This is a genomic window from Massilia oculi, assembly GCF_003143515.1.
Taxonomy (GTDB): Bacteria; Pseudomonadota; Gammaproteobacteria; order Burkholderiales; family Burkholderiaceae_D; genus Telluria; species Telluria oculi.
In genome coordinates, this window is record NZ_CP029343.1 from 245,016 (window position 1) to 259,757 (window position 14,742).

At 65.6% G+C, this 14,742-nt stretch carries 9 protein-coding genes, 2 tRNA genes and 1 pseudogene; 4 read left to right on the plus strand and 8 right to left on the minus strand.

Annotated features, from left to right (window positions below; all coding sequences use genetic code 11):
• Positions 1-2 precede the first annotated feature (2 nt).
• Positions 3-958, plus strand: a pseudogene (locus DIR46_RS01075) (LysR family transcriptional regulator).
• A gap of 22 nt (positions 959-980) precedes the next feature.
• Here DIR46_RS01075 and DIR46_RS01080 read toward each other — a convergent pair.
• Positions 981-1,292: a hypothetical protein gene (locus tag DIR46_RS01080; RefSeq protein ID WP_162819358.1), complete on the minus strand. Its 312-nt coding sequence runs from the start codon at positions 1,290-1,292 to the stop codon at positions 981-983.
• 288 nt (positions 1,293-1,580) lie between these two features.
• Complete coding sequence (locus DIR46_RS01090; RefSeq protein WP_109343594.1) at positions 1,581-5,183, minus strand: hydantoinase B/oxoprolinase family protein; 3,603 nt, start codon at positions 5,181-5,183, stop codon at positions 1,581-1,583.
• A gap of 109 nt (positions 5,184-5,292) precedes the next feature.
• Here DIR46_RS01090 and DIR46_RS01095 point away from each other — a divergent pair, with 109 nt between their 5' ends.
• Positions 5,293-6,792 carry an NAD(P)H-hydrate dehydratase gene (locus DIR46_RS01095; protein WP_109343595.1) on the plus strand — a complete coding sequence of 500 codons (1,500 nt, stop codon included), beginning with the start codon at positions 5,293-5,295 and terminating at the stop codon, positions 6,790-6,792.
• A 5-nt stretch (positions 6,793-6,797) separates the two neighbouring features.
• On the opposite strand, the gene DIR46_RS01100 is transcribed toward DIR46_RS01095, so the two are convergent.
• Complete coding sequence (locus DIR46_RS01100) at positions 6,798-7,526, minus strand: ABC transporter ATP-binding protein (RefSeq protein WP_109343596.1); 729 nt, start codon at positions 7,524-7,526, stop codon at positions 6,798-6,800.
• Here DIR46_RS01100 and DIR46_RS01105 point away from each other — a divergent pair.
• On the plus strand, positions 7,525-8,151 hold the full coding sequence (locus DIR46_RS01105) for an arylesterase (protein WP_109343597.1): 627 nt from the start codon (positions 7,525-7,527) through the stop codon (positions 8,149-8,151). The genes DIR46_RS01100 and DIR46_RS01105 overlap by 2 nt on opposite strands.
• Positions 8,152-8,163: 12 nt before the next feature.
• Positions 8,164-9,216: a tRNA 2-selenouridine(34) synthase MnmH gene (mnmH, locus tag DIR46_RS01110; RefSeq protein ID WP_109343598.1), complete on the plus strand. Its 1,053-nt coding sequence runs from the start codon at positions 8,164-8,166 to the stop codon at positions 9,214-9,216.
• Between the two features lie 66 nt (positions 9,217-9,282).
• Here the strand turns inward: mnmH and DIR46_RS01115 are convergent, their stop codons facing one another.
• From DIR46_RS01115 to lon, 5 genes are all read right to left on the minus strand, one after another.
• Entirely contained in the window at positions 9,283-11,202 is a 1,920-nt protein-coding gene (locus tag DIR46_RS01115; RefSeq protein WP_109343599.1) for a SurA N-terminal domain-containing protein, read from the minus strand.
• 231 nt (positions 11,203-11,433) lie between these two features.
• Positions 11,434-11,510: transfer RNA gene (locus DIR46_RS01120), tRNA-Asp, on the minus strand.
• 26 nt (positions 11,511-11,536) lie between these two features.
• Positions 11,537-11,613: transfer RNA gene (locus DIR46_RS01125), tRNA-Asp, on the minus strand.
• Positions 11,614-11,695: 82 nt separating this feature from the next.
• A complete protein-coding gene (locus tag DIR46_RS01130) occupies positions 11,696-12,007 on the minus strand; it encodes an HU family DNA-binding protein (RefSeq protein ID WP_162819654.1) in 312 nt (103 codons plus the stop codon).
• Positions 12,008-12,315: 308 nt separating this feature from the next.
• The gene (gene lon, locus DIR46_RS01135; RefSeq protein ID WP_109343600.1) at positions 12,316-14,730 is read right to left on the minus strand and encodes an endopeptidase La; all 2,415 of its coding nucleotides are present in this window, start codon (positions 14,728-14,730) and stop codon (positions 12,316-12,318) included.
• Positions 14,731-14,742 lie beyond the last annotated feature (12 nt).

A 14,742-nucleotide genomic window follows, 5' to 3' on the forward strand; every position in this document is an offset into this window, starting at 1 on the left:
GGATGGAGACCCTCGCCAACCTCGAATCGTTCGTCCGCAGCGCGCAGGGCGGCAGCTTTTCGGCCGCCGCGCGCCGCCTTGCCCTCACCCGGCGGCAGTCAGCCGGAACGTCGCCATGCTCGAGCGCAACCTGGGCGTGCGGCTGTTCCAGCGCTCGACGCGCAAGCTGACGCTGACCGAGGCGGGTGAAACCTTCCTGGCGGCGATCGGCGACAACCTGGCGTCGTTGCAGAACGCGATCGAGGCGGTGGCGACGGACGAAGGCTCGCCGGGCGGCGTCCTCAAGATCAGCGTTTCCCCTTCCCTCGGAATCGACTGGCTGCTGCCGCTGCTGCCCGCCTTCCTGCGGCGTTACCCGCGCATCCGCCCCGAGTGGCATTTCGAGAACCGTCCAGTCGACCTGATCGCCGAAGGCTATGACGCCGCGATCGGCGGCGGCTTCGAGCTCGCTCCCGCCGTCGTCGCCCGGCCACTGGCGCCGGCGCACGTCATCGCCGTCGCCTCTCCCGCCTACCTGGCAGGGCGCATGCCGCCGCTCGACCCGTCGGGTTTGCTGGAGCACGATTGCATCGTCATGCGTTCGCTGGCGTCCGGCCGCATCCGTACCTGGAATATGCGCAACGCCCAGGGCGACGAGGTCGCCGCATTGACGCGGGAGACGATCGTCGTCAACGATCCGGCTGCCGTCAGGGAGTGCGCACGCCTGGGCCTGGGCGTGGCCATGCTGGCCGTGCCCGATGTGCTGTCGTCGCTGGAGTCGGGTGAATTGGTCAGGGTATTGCCGCACTGGTGGGCGGATGCGGGGGCGATCTCGCTCTACTATGCGAGACGCGAGCTGTTGCCGGGCAAGACACGCGCCTTCGTCGACTTCGTGGTCGAGGCGTTCGGCGCCGAAGAGTATGCCCGGCGCTTCGCCGGCAGCCTGGAGCCGGGCGGGCGAATCACGGGGCCAGCCTGAGCATCCCGTCGCTGGACGGGCGTCAGGCGTCGGGCATGCCCCGATAGTCCGGAGGCACGGCCATTCCCGGCCAATGGCGGTCGTCCTTGACCAGGCCGTGACACATGCTCGTCGAGACCATGCCGCTGGCCAGGTCGCGGCAAGCCCAGATGACGGTGCCGCGGTGGTTGAAGTTGTCCCAGGCGGCGCCGACGACCGCCAGCGGCGCGGCAGCGCCTGGCGCCGGGAATGCGGCGCCCGCCGTGGACCGCGTTTCTCGCTCCGCGCTGCCGCACGCAGACAATACGCCGCACAGGGCGAGCAGCACAAATCGTGGAACCAGTCGACGCGACATGCATTCTCCTTTTCGATGTATTCACGCGCCCGCCGGGGCGAACCTGCAGATCATCGCCCTGCGCGCACGTCGTCCCTATTCCCGTAGCAATTCCTTACAAATCCGCCTGCGACGGCAGCCTGGCGCGGGAATACCGTGACCATGGCCCGGGCCACGGTCACGGCGCCCATCGCTCGGGTGGCCACCATGGCGGACATGGCGGACATGGCGGCCATCACCACAGGGGCCAGGGCCGTGATCATCCGCGCCGCTGAGTAAATGGCACCACGCTAAATGGCACCACGCGGTTCAGGAAGGTTCTCCGTACCCGCCCCCGCCCGGCGTCTCGATCACGAACACGTCGCCCACGGCCATATCGGTCTTGCCGATATGGCCCAGCTGTTCGACCCGGCCGTCGGCACGCTCCACGCGATTGCGACCGCGCTGCGCATCCTGTCCACCGGCCATGCCGAACGGCGCGTGGATGCGGTTATTCGACAGGATCGCCGCCGTCATCGGTTCCAGGAAGCGCACCTTGCGCACGCCGCCATTGCCGCCATGCCAGCGCCCGGCGCCGCCCGATCCTCGCCGGATCTCGTAACTCTCGAGCCGCACCGGGAAGCGGAATTCCAGGATCTCGGGATCGGTCAGCCGCGAGTTGGTCATATTCGTCTGCACGACGTCGGTCCCGTCAAACCCTTCGCCCGCGCCCGAGCCGCCCGAGATGGTCTCGTAGTACTGGTAGCGCGCGTTGCCGAAGGTGAAGTTGTTCATCGTCCCCTGCGCCGCCGCCATCACGCCCAGCGCGCCATACAGGGCGTTGGTGATGCAGGTCGAGGTCTCGACGTTACCCGACACCACCGAGGCCGGGTAATGCGGGTTGAGCATCGAGCCGGGCGGGATAATGACCTTCAACGGTTTCAGGCAACCGGCGTTCAGCGGAATCTCGTCGTCCACCAGCGTACGGAACACGTACAGCACCGCCGCCATGCACACGCTCGACGGCGCATTGAAATTGTTCGGCAGCTGGCCCGACGTGCCCGTGAAATCGACTTCCGCGCTGCGCGTGGCCCCGTCGACGCGGATGGCGACGTCGATGTGGGCGCCGTTATCGAGCTCGTAGTGAAAGCTGCCGTCCCTGAGCGCCGGGATCACGCGCCGCACGGCCTCCTCGGCGTTGTCCTGCACGTGGCCCATATAGGCGCGCACGACGTCCAGGCCGAAATGCGCCACCATCTTGCGCAGCTCCTCGACGCCCTTCTGGTTGGCGGCCACCTGGGCGCGCAGGTCGGCCATGTTCTGGTCGGGATTCCTGGCCGGGTAGCGCGCGCCTTGCAGCATGGCGCGTGCTTGCGCTTCGCGCAGGATGCCGTCCGCGCCGTCGACCAGCTTGAAATTGTCGATCAACACGCCTTCCTGCTCGATGTGATCCGAATCCGGCGGCATCGAACCCGGCGTGGTGCCGCCGATATCGGCGTGGTGGCCGCGCGAGCCGACGTAGAACAGGATGTCCCGTCCCGCTTCGTCGAACACCGGCGAGATGACGGTCACGTCCGGCAAATGCGTGCCGCCGTTGTACGGATCGTTGAGCACATAGACGTCGCCCGAACGCATGCGGCCGGCGTTTTCGCGCATGACGGTCTTGATGCTTTCGCCCATCGAGCCCAGGTGCACCGGCATGTGCGGCGCGTTCGCGACCAGGTTGCCGTCATGGTCGAAGATCGCGCAGCTGAAGTCCAGGCGTTCCTTGATGTTGACGGAATAGGCCGTGTTCTGGAGCCGCAGTCCCATCTGCTCGGCAATCGACATGAACAGGTTGTTGAAGATCTCGAGCATCACCGGATCGGCCGTGGTGCCGATCGCGCGCCGTTCCGGCAGCGCTTCCACGCGCTGCAGCACCAGGTGATTGGTGCCTGTGACCTGCGCCTGCCAGCCCGGCTCCACGACCGTGGTCGCATTGTCCTCGGCGATGATGGCCGGACCGCACACCACGTGTCCAGGCTGCAGGGTGCGGCGCGCGTAGATGCCCGTCCGATGCCACCGCGCGCCGCTGAACATGCGCACGGTTTCCCGAGGCGCCGGAACAGCCTCCTGCGTCGGCGCGCTCGCCTGCTGCTCGGGCGGCGTATCGGACTGGCCGATCGCTTCCACCGACACGGCTTCGACGATCAGCGCGCGCGACGGCATCAGGAACGAGTACCGACGCTTGTACGCCTGCTCGAACTGCGCCTGCATCGAGGCCATATCGCCGAACTGCACGACCAGCGCCGAATCGGTGCCCTCGTAACGCAGGTGGACGCGCTCGACCAGCACGATGCGCCCATGCTCCACACCTTGCTGCAGCAACTGGCCGCGCGCCGCCTCGCCCAGCGCCGACAGGCGCGTGGCCAGCGCATCGAGCGCCGCATCCGACAGCTTTTCTTCCACCGCCTGCTCGCGCATCGCGGTCTGGTCGGCCAGGCCCATGCCATAGGCCGACAGCACGCTGGCCAGCGAGTGGATGAAGACCGTCTTCATGCCCAGCGCGTCGGCCACCAGGCAGGCGTGCTGGCCACCCGCGCCGCCAAAGCTGGTGAGCGCGTAGTCGGTCACGTCGTGGCCGCGCTGCACCGAGATCTGCTTGATCGCATTGGCCATATTGCCCACGGCGATCTGGATGAAGCCTTCGGCCACCGCCTCCGGGGCCGGCCGCTCCCCTAGCGCGGCGCCGATCCGGTCGGCCATCTCGCCGAAGCGCGCGCGCACTGCGGCGGCGTCCAGCGTTTCGTCGCCGCGCGGCCCGAACAGGCGCGGGAAGTAATCCGGCTGCACCTTACCGAGCATCACGTTGCAGTCGGTGACCGCGAGCGGTCCGCCGCGGCGGTAGCTGGCCGGGCCCGGGTTGGCGCCGGCGCTGTCCGGCCCCACGCGATAGCGGCTGCCATCGAAATGCAGGATCGAGCCGCCGCCGGCGGCCACCGTATGGATGCTCATCATCGGCGCGCGCATGCGCACGCCGGCGACCTGGGTCTCGAACACGCGTTCGAACTCCCCCGAGAAGTGCGAGACGTCGGTCGAAGTGCCGCCCATGTCAAAGCCGATCACGCGCTCGAAGCCGGCCAGGCGGCTAGCGCGCACCATGCCGACGATGCCGCCCGCCGGGCCGGAGAGAATGCTGTCCTTGCCCTGGAAGGCGCGCGCATCGGTCAGGCCGCCGTTGGACTGCATGAACTGCAGGTTCACGCCCGGCAGCTCGCCCGCCACCTGGTCGACATAGCGGCGCAGGATCGGCGACAGGTAGGCGTCGACCACGGTGGTGTCGCCACGCGCGACCAGCTTCATCATCGGGCTCACCTCGTGCGAGCTCGATACCTGCGTGAACCCGATCTCGCGCGCGATGCGCGCCACCGCGGCCTCGTGCGCCGTGTGGCGGTAGCCGTGCATGAAAACGATCGCCAGCGAGCGCAGGCCGGCATCGAAAGCCTGTTGCAGGCTGGCCCGGGCCGAAGCCTCGTCCAGCGGCTGCACGACGTCGCCATGGGCGCCCATGCGCTCGTCGATCTCGATCACCTGTGCATACAGCAGCTCGGGCAGCACGATGTGGCGGTCGAACAGGCGCGGCCGGTTCTGGTAGGCGATGCGCAACGCGTCGCAGAAACCCCGCGTGATCGCGAGCGCGGTCGGCTCGCCCTTACGCTCGAGCAGCGCATTGGTGGCCACCGTGGTGCCCATCTTCACGGCTTCGACACTGGCCGCCGGCAGCGGCTCACCAGGAGCGACGCCCAGCAGGTGGCGGATGCCGGCCACGGCCGCATCGCGGTACTGTTCCGGATTCTCCGACAGCAGCTTGTGCGTGACGAGTTGTCCATCCGGGCGCCGCGCCACGATATCGGTGAAGGTGCCGCCTCGGTCGATCCAGAACTGCCAATCCATGCCCTGCTCCTCTTGTCGCGCGTGAAGCGCCTATTGTAGATCGGACGGCGCGACAACGTTGGCGGAAATGCACGACAATGGGCCCTGCCCCTCACGATCAGACACGAGCATGGAACGACATCTTTACACGGTCGCGCAACTGCGCGCCATCGAACAAGCGGCCTGCGCCAACCTGGCGCCGGGCACCCTGATGCAGCGCGCCGGCAGGGCCGCCGCGGATTATGCGCTCGAACTGCTGGGCGACCGGCGCGACCGGCCGGTGCTGGTGCTGGCCGGACCCGGCAACAATGGCGGCGATGCGCTCGAAGCCGCGGCCAACCTGGCCGAGGCCGGCGTCGACGCGACCGTCCTGCATTTGCCGGGCCGGCGCGACGCCTCGGCCGAGACGGCGGCCGCCTACGAGCGCGCCCGCGCCGGCTCGGTCGGCTGGATCGACATGCTGCCGCCCGGCGCCGAATGGGGCCTCGTCATCGACGGCCTGTTCGGCATCGGGCTGGAGCGGCCGGTCGACGGCGACTATCGTGAAGTGGTGGTCGGTCTCGATTCGATCCACTGCCCGATCCTGGCGCTCGACGTGCCGAGCGGCCTGGACGCCGAGACCGGCGCCGTGATCGGCCCGGACGGCATCGCGGTGCGCGCCACGCACACGATCACGTTCCTGGGCGATAAGCCGGGCCTGCACACCGCCGATGGCCGCGACCATGCCGGCGAGGTCAGGTTGGACATGCTCGGCGTCGGCATCGGGACGCTGCCGCGTGCTACGGCGCAACTGAACGGCCTGCCGCTGTTCGCCGGCCGATTCACCGCGCGGCGCCACAACACCCATAAAGGCAGCTTCGGCGACGTCGTCATCGTCGGCGGCGCCCACGGCATGGCCGGCGCGCCGGTGCTGGCCGCGCGCGGCGCGCTGTACGCTGGCGCCGGCCGTGTCTACATCGCCGCGCTGAACACGCCGCCCGGCTACGACAGCAGCCAGCCCGAAATCATGTTCCGCGCCGCCGACGATGTCGATTTCTTCGGCCGCACCCTGGTGATCGGCCCCGGCATGGGCGACTCGGCCAATGCGATCCGCCTGCTGGCCAAGGCGCTCGACAGCGACAGCCCGCTGGTGACCGACGCCGACGCATTGAACCTGATCGGCGCCAGCCCCGACTTGCAATCGCGCCTGGCGCAGCGCACCGCGCCGGCGGTATTGACGCCGCATCCGCTCGAAGGCGCGCGCCTGCTGGGAATGACGGCGGCGGTCGTGCAGTCCGACCGCCTGGAAGCCGCGCGCGAAATGGCGCTGCGGACCAATTCAACGGTGATCCTGAAGGGCTCTGGCACGGTGATCGCGCGGCCGGACGGTGAAGTGCTGGTCAACCCGACGGGCAATGCCGGCCTGGCCACGGCGGGCAGCGGCGACGTACTGGCGGGAATCTGCGGCGCCCTGCTGGCGCAAGGGTGGACCGGATGGGAGGCGGCCGCGGCTGCGACCTGGATCCATGGCGCGGCGGCCGATGCGCTGGTGGACGAAGGGGTCGGCCCGATCGGCATGACCGCGGGCGAGCTGCCGGCGGCCGTGCGCAAGGTGTTGAACCGGCTGGTGCGGGATGCAGCCAGCCGTTGAAGGTGTTATTCCACCAGGCGGCCGGCCGCGATCGTGATCGTACGGCCGCAGCGCGCCGCCATGCCGGGGTCGTGCGTCACCAGCACCAGGGTCGAGCCGCGTTCACGGTTGAGTTCGAACATCAGCTGGATGACGGACTCGCCGGTGGCCGCGTCGAGGCTGCCGGTCGGTTCGTCGGCGAACAGCAGCGGCGGTTCGGTGACGAAGGCGCGCGCCAGCGCGACGCGCTGCTGCTCACCACCGGAAAGGAATTTGGGATAGTGCTTCAGGCGGCTGGACAGCCCGACCCGGCCCAGCATCTCGGTGGCCTTCTCGCGCGCCCCGGCGTCGCCGCGCAGTTCGAGCGGCAGCATCACGTTCTCGAGCGCGGTCAGATGCGCCAGCAGCTGGAACGACTGGAACACGAAACCCAGCTTGGCCTTGCGGAAGGCCGCGCGGCCGTCCTCATCGAGGGCGAAGATGTCGGCGCCATCGAGCAGAACGGTGCCGGACGACGGCGTATCGAGGCCGGCAAGCAGGCCGAGCAGGGTCGACTTGCCCGAGCCGGATGCGCCCACCAACGCGAGCGTCTCGGCCGGTTGCACGGTAAAATCGATGTTTTGCAGGATGGTGAGCTCGCCGCTGGCGTCGGCCACCTTCTTCGACAAAGCGCTTACCTGGATCGCGGGCGGACGGCCTGCATGTACGCCGGCGTCGCTGACGCCGTTCTTGAATGCCTCGGGATAATCACGCATGCTAGCTTTTCTTAAAAATTTGACTGTCGTCGCATTTCTCACCTTGGCCGCGACGGCGAGCGCCTATTCTGCACCAAAAACCGTGCTCGTGGTGGGTGACAGCCTGTCGGCCGAGTACGGCATCGCGCGCGGCGCGGGCTGGGTGGCACTGCTGGAGCAAAAACTCAAATCCGAGAAAATCGAGGCGAAGGTGGTCAACGCCAGCATCAGTGGCGAGACCACCAGCGGCGGCCGCGCGCGCCTCCCGGCCCTGATCAAGCAGCATCGTCCCGACGTCGTCGTCATCGAACTGGGCGCCAACGACGGCCTGCGCGGCCTGCCCGTGCCTTCCGCCGAAGCCAATCTGCGCGCCATGATCGCCATGGCGCACGATACCAAGGCGCGCGTGCTGCTGGTCGGCATGCGCATGCCGCCGAATTATGGACGTGCATACACCGAACGTTTCTTCAATATGTTCGAGACGGTGTCCAAATCCACCAAGTCGCCGCTGGTGCCGTTCATGCTCGAAGGGGTGGCCGACAAGCCGGGCCTGTTCCAGCAAGACCGCCTGCATCCGACGGCGCAAGCGCATCCGATCATCCTCAATAACATCTGGCCGCAGTTCGCGGCTCTCATCAAAAAGTAAGTTTCAATGAGCATGAAGTATCCGGAAGTCCTGGGGTTCGACGCCCTGCTGGCGCAGCTCGACACCTTCGATGCGATCATCGACGCGCGCAGCGAGGCCGAGTACGCCCTCGACCACATTCCCGGCGCAATCAACTGCCCCGTCCTGAACGACGAGGAGCGGATCCGCGTCGGTACGCTGTACAAGCAGACCGGCGCCTTCGAAGCCAAGAAGGTCGGCGCGCCGATCGTCGCCCACAATATCGCGCGCCACATCGAAACCCTGTTCGCCGACAAGCCGCGCGACTGGCGTGCGCTGGTGTACTGCTGGCGCGGCGGCAACCGCAGCGGCGCCATGGTGCACGTCCTGGCGCGCATCGGCTGGCCGGTGGCGCAGCTCGAAGGCGGCTACAAGACGTATCGGGCGCACGTGAGCGCGGCGCTGGAGCATCCTCCGGAACTGAATTTCCGCGTCATTTGCGGCACCACCGGCAGCGGCAAGAGCCGCTTGCTGGAAACGCTCGATGGCATCGGCGCCCAAGTGCTCGATCTCGAGAAGCTTGCCGCCCACCGCGGTTCGGTGCTGGGCCACCTGCCGAACGAACCGCAACCGACGCAGAAGATGTTCGAAAGCCTGGTATGGGACACGCTGCGCCGCTTCGATCCCGAACAGCCCGTGTTCGTCGAATCCGAGAGCAAGAAGGTCGGCAACCTGCGCGTGCCGGGCGCCGTCATGGAGCGCATGCGCGCTTCGCCGTGCATCGCGGTCAGGCTGTCGCGCCCGAACCGCGTGCGGCTCCTGATGGAGGACTACGAGCACTTCTGCGCCGATCCGTCGGCGCTCAATGCCCAGCTGGACCACCTCGTTCAGCTGCACGGCCGCGCGCAAATCGACGCCTGGCAGGCGATGGCCAATGGCGGAGAAATGGCGGAACTGGTCGACCAGTTGCTGGTGCGGCACTACGATCCGGCCTACCTGCGCTCGATCGACCGCAACTTCGTGCGCTATCCGCAGGCCGAGGCGCTCGAACTGGACGACATCGGGCAGGACGACTTCCTGTCTGCCGCGCGTCGGCTCCACCCGTAGCGACCGACAGAAAGCAAAAAGCCCGGCTGCGCGAGCAGCCGGGCTTTTTGTCGTCCAACGATCGGCTTACTGACCGTCGGTATTCGTGCCCAGCTCAGTGGGCTTGACGTTGATCTTCACCTTGGCCTTGGCCTTCAGCGCCTCGACGTAGTCATACATCTGCTGCTGGCCCACCAGGTTGCCGATCTGGTCGGATTCCTGCTTGCGGCGCGCCGTATCCGGCTGGGCCGGCTGCGACACCTTGCCGATGCGGTACACGCCATAGCCCTGGCCCGGCACCTCGACGCCGACATAGGCCGGCAGCTTGGTCACGTCGGCCTTCAGCACCGCGATCGCGGCGGTCTGGTTGATGGCCGGCTCCTTGGTGCGCGACACGCTCACTGGCGCGCCGAAACCGGTGGCGTCGCCCGAGGCCTTGGCGGCGTTCAGTTTCGCTTCGCCGGCGGCGCGCGCCAGGCGGGGCGCTTCTTCCAGGGTCACGCGCTGGCGGATCTGCGCATCGACTTCGGCCAGCGGACGCTTGGTCGCCGGACGGAACTCGACCACGCGGCCCGAGACCAGCACGCTCGGCGCGACTTCGACGGCTTCGGTGTTGCGCTTGTTCTTGATCGCTTCGTTGCTGAACAGCGCGGTCAGGAACTTGGCGTTGTTGATCGGCGAGTCGCCCAGCGCCGGGTTCGGCGTGCGGGTCAGGTTGTCGGCGGTCTGGATCTGCAGCTTGAGCTTGTCCGCGACCGGCTTCAGGCTTTCGGACTGGTCATACGCGGTCTCGCTGAACACGCCAGCCAGCTCGGTGTACTTGGCCGACATCTTCTGCTTCTTGAGATCGGCGGCGATGTCGCTCTTCGCATCGTCCAGCGAACGCTGCGTCGACGGCTTGACCGCGGTGACCTTGACGATGTGCCAGCCAAATTCCGACTGCACCAGGCCGCTCGTCTCGCCCTCTTTCAGCGCGTAGATCGCGTCCTCGACCGACTTCACGAACAGGCCCTTCTCGACCACGCCCAGGTCGCCGCCCGACTGGGCCGAGCCCGGATCCTGCGAGTTGGCCTTGGCGATCGCGGCGAAGTTGTCCGGATTGGCGCGCACCTCGGCCAGTACGGCCTCGGCTTTCTTCTTGGCGGCGGCTTGGGTTGCGGCGTCGGCATCGCGCGACACCGTGATCAGGATATGGCTCGCGCTGCGCTGCTCCGGCGTGGTGTAGTTCTTGAGGTTCTTGTTGTAGAAGTCGGTGACTTCGGCGTCGGTGACCTGCACCTGGTTCTCGACGGTCGACGCATCGAACACGACGTATTCGGCCTTCACCTGCTCCGGGATCTGGAACAGTTGCGCGTTCTTGTCGTAATAGGACTTGACCATCTCGTCGGTGACCTTCACCTGCGGCAGATAGGTCGACAGCGGGAACAGCACTTCCTGCACTTCACGTTCCTGGTCGTTGATGTCCGACAGGCGGTTGGCCACGGTGCGTGGCGCGAAGGCGGTTGCCTGGATCGAACCCGACAGCTGCTGCACGGTCAGGTCGCGGCGCAGGCGCTGGTCGAACATCTCGGGCGTCATGCCCTGTGCGGCCAGCGCGGCCTTGTAGGCTTCCATGTCGAAGCCACCGTCCGGCAGGCGGAACTGCTGGATGTCCATGATGGTCTTCTGCAGGGTCGCATCGCTCACGGTCATGTGCGCACGGTTGATCTCGGCGTTGATGGCGCGCTCGGCCACCAGGTTGTTCAGGATCGCCTGCTTGGCTTCCGGGGTTTCGAACAGCTTCTGGTCGAACTGCGCGCCCATCATCTGGCGCGCCTGGTCGATCTGGCGGCGCTGCGCGTCTTCCCATTCCTGCTGGGTGATCTTCTGGCCATCGACGGTGGCGACACCGGCGCCGCCGTCATTGCTCTGGTAACTTTCCATCCCCACGAACACGAACGAGGGAACGATCAAGAGCAGCAGGATCCCGTACATCCAGCGCTTGTGGGTCCGAATAAATTCAAACATGGTCAGCCATTCAAGGTTGAGAATGCATTATGAGCCGATCCCGGTAGGTGGGAGTCGCTCCTGGCGCGCCTGGCAAGCGTGGGCTGCGTTGCTCACGCGTGCCATGCATCGCCATGAGCTTCCCCCTACTGGGATCGGCTCACGCAAAGTTAAAAAAAAAGGCGAACTCGCGTTCGCCTCTTCTCGTTTCGAGGCGGCTCTTTTCTGAGCTGCCCCTGTCTTACTGAATTCTGGCGGAGCGGACGGGGCTCGAACCCGCGACCCCCGGCGTGACAGGCCGGTATTCTAACCAACTGAACTACCGCTCCAGACTTTCGTCATCGCGTTTATTTGGTGGCGGAGCGGACGGGGCTCGAACCCGCGACCCCCGGCGTGACAGGCCGGTATTCTAACCAACTGAACTACCGCTCCAGCAAATAAACGCTACAACAAGCATCAGGACGGATACGACATTATCCTGCTGCTTTCTACGCTTGTCATCGCGAAGAAGGCATTAGTTTACAGCATCTTTCAGCGCTTTACCAGCCTTAAATTTCGGAACCTTCGCAGCCTTGATCTTGATGGGTTCCTTGGTGCGTGGATCGCGGCCGGTACGCGCTGCGCGCTCGCCCACGGTGAAGGTGCCGAAGCCGACCAGGGTGACGCTGTCGTTCTTCTTCAGGCTTTCGGTGACCGCTTCGATCATGGCGTCGAGTGCACGCGTCGCCGAGGCCTTCGTAATGTCCGCGGACTTCGCGATTTCTTCGATCAGTTCTGTCTTGTTCACTCGTTTCCTCGTTTTCGTTCGTGACGCACACCGCGCCATTGCTGCAAAAGTGCAAGCGCATATTAAACAAGGGCAACATAGGGATGTCAAGCGAGCATGATCGAAGGAAGCTTCGATCGTTTTCGAAAGCGCTGTCATCGTTATCTGTTGATGACCTTTCCGGCGCTTTCATTGCGCGCTCCCGATCGATGACGACCGGGGTTGGAGCGCGGGTCAGCTCAGCAGTTCAATGCTCATCCATATCGAACGGGTACAGCGCCTTTTCCGAAAGCGCCCGTCAATACAAGCGGTACGGGCAAAAAAACAGGCGCCGCATGGGCGCCTGTTTTCACGACTACCAACCGGACCTAGTGCTTGACCACTTCGCTCTGCCCCTCGCTCGGGGCCGGCGCCACGGCGACCGCAGGCACGTCAGCCAGGGCTTCCGGCTGGCGCTCCAGCGCGACTTCAAGCACCTTCTCGATCCAGCGCACCGGCACGATCTCGAGCTTGTTCTTGACGTTGTCCGGGATCTCGGCCAGGTCCTTCACGTTCTGCTCGGGGATCAGCACCGTCTTGATGCCGCCGCGATGCGCCGCCAGCAGCTTCTCTTTCAGGCCGCCGATCGGCAGCACTTCGCCGCGCAGCGTGATCTCGCCCGTCATCGCCACGTCGGCGCGCACCGGGATGCCGGTGAAGGCCGAGACCAGCGCGGTCGTCATGCCGATGCCGGCGGACGGACCGTCCTTCGGCGTCGCGCCTTCCGGCACGTGGATGTGGATGTCGGTCTTCTCGAACACTTCGTTCTTGATGCCGAAGCGCTGCGCGCGCGAACGCACCACGGTGCGGGCGGCCTCGATCGACTCCTTCATCACGTCGCCCAGCGTACCGGTGCGGATGATGGCGCCCTTGCCCGGAACGTTGACGGCTTCGATGGTCAACAGGTCGCCGCCCACCTCGGTCCAGGCCAGGCCGACCACCTGGCCAATCTGGTTGTCCTTCTCGGCCACGCCGAAGTCGTAACGACGCACGCCCAGGAATTTATCCAGGTTCTTGGCATTGACGATCACACGCTTCTCGGCCGCGGCCGAACCTTTTTTCAGCAGCAGCATCTTGACCACCTTGCGGCAGATCTTCGACACTTCGCGCTCGAGCGAACGCACGCCGGCTTCACGGGTGTAGTAGCGGATGATGTCGCGGATCGCCGACTCTTCGACCTTGATCTCGTCTTCCCTCAGGCCGTTGTTCTTCATCTGCTTCGGCAGCAGGTAGCGCTGCGCGATCGAGGTCTTCTCGTCTTCGGTGTAACCCGACAGGCGGATGACTTCCATCCGGTCCAGCAGCGCCGGCGGGATGTTGAACGAGTTCGAGGTCGCCACGAACATCACGTCCGACAGGTCGAAGTCGACTTCCAGGTAGTGGTCCGAGAACGTGTGGTTCTGCTCCGGGTCCAGCACCTCGAGCAGGGCCGACGACGGGTCGCCGCGGAAGTCCGCGCCCATCTTGTCGATCTCGTCGAGCAGGAACAGCGGATTACGCACGCCGACCTTGGCCAGCGACTGCAGCACCTTGCCCGGCATCGAGCCGATATAGGTGCGGCGGTGGCCGCGAATCTCGGCTTCGTCGCGCACGCCGCCCAGCGCCATGCGCACGAACTTGCGGTTCGTGGCGCGGGCGATCGACTGGCCCAAGGACGTCTTGCCGACACCAGGAGGACCGACGAAGCACAGGATCGGGGCCTTCAGCTTGTCGACGCGCTGCTGCACCGCGAGGTATTCCAGGATGCGTTCCTTGATCTTGTCGAGGCCGTAGTGATCCTGCTCAAGCACGTTCTGGGCGTTCTGGAGATCGGCGGTGACTTTCGATTTCTTCTTCCATGGCAGCGACACCAGGGTGTCGATGTAATTGCGCACCACGGTGGCTTCGGCCGACATCGGCGACATCAGCTTGAGCTTGCGGATCTCGGCCTGGGCTTTTTCCATGGCTTCCTTCGGCATCTTGGCTGCGATAACTTTCTTCTCGAGCTCCTCGATGTCGGCGCCCTCTTCGCCTTCGCCCAGTTCCTTCTGGATCGCCTTGACCTGTTCGTTCAGGTAGTACTCGCGCTGCGATTTCTCCATCTGGCGCTTGACGCGGCCGCGGATGCGCTTTTCGACCTGCAGGATGTCCAGTTCGCCTTCCAGCTGGCCGAGCAGATGCTCCAGGCGCTTGGCGACGTTGAAGATCTCCAGGATCACCTGCTTTTGCTCGAGCTTGAGCGGCAGGTGGGCGGCGACGGTATCGGCCAGGCGGCCGGCGTCGTCGATGCCGGCCAGCGAAGCCAGGATCTCGGGCGGAATCTTTTTATTGAGTTTGACGTACTGGTCGAATTGCTGGACGATCGCACGGCGCATCGCTTCGACTTCGGAATCGTCGCCGATTTCCGAATTCAGCGGCGTGAGGTCGGCCACGAAATGGGTGTCGCCATCGGTAATATTATCGATGCGCGCGCGCTGGGAACCTTCCACCAGCACCTTTACGGTGCCGTCCGGGAGTTTCAGCATTTGCAGAATATTGGCCACGCAGCCGATCTCGTAGATGTCTGCGGCGGAGGGTTCGTCCTTGGCGGCGGCCTTCTGGGCAGCCAGCATGATACTCTTGCCCTGCTCCATCGCGGCTTCAAGCGCCTTGATGGATTTTGGACGGCCGACGAACAGAGGTATCACCATATGCGGGAACACAACCACATCGCGCAACGGCAGAAGTGGCAGCGTCGTTTGCTCGGTTAATTTCGAAGTTGTCATGGCATACCTTAT

Excerpts from the sequence above, each read along its gene's own strand:
- DIR46_RS01080 (WP_162819358.1), bottom strand. The coding sequence starts at position 1,292 with ATGTCGCGTCGACTGGTTCCACGATTTGTGCTGCTCGCCCTGTGCGGC.
- DIR46_RS01090 (WP_109343594.1), bottom strand. The coding sequence starts at position 5,183 with ATGGATTGGCAGTTCTGGATCGACCGAGGCGGCACCTTCACCGATATC.
- DIR46_RS01095 (WP_109343595.1), top strand. The coding sequence starts at position 5,293 with ATGGAACGACATCTTTACACGGTCGCGCAACTGCGCGCCATCGAACAA.
- DIR46_RS01105 (WP_109343597.1), top strand. The coding sequence starts at position 7,525 with ATGCTAGCTTTTCTTAAAAATTTGACTGTCGTCGCATTTCTCACCTTG.
- DIR46_RS01100 (WP_109343596.1), bottom strand. The coding sequence starts at position 7,526 with ATGCGTGATTATCCCGAGGCATTCAAGAACGGCGTCAGCGACGCCGGC.
- mnmH (WP_109343598.1), top strand. The coding sequence starts at position 8,164 with ATGAAGTATCCGGAAGTCCTGGGGTTCGACGCCCTGCTGGCGCAGCTC.
- DIR46_RS01115 (WP_109343599.1), bottom strand. The coding sequence starts at position 11,202 with ATGTTTGAATTTATTCGGACCCACAAGCGCTGGATGTACGGGATCCTG.
- DIR46_RS01130 (WP_162819654.1), bottom strand. The coding sequence starts at position 12,007 with ATGGCGCGGTGTGCGTCACGAACGAAAACGAGGAAACGAGTGAACAAG.
- lon (WP_109343600.1), bottom strand. The coding sequence starts at position 14,730 with ATGACAACTTCGAAATTAACCGAGCAAACGACGCTGCCACTTCTGCCG.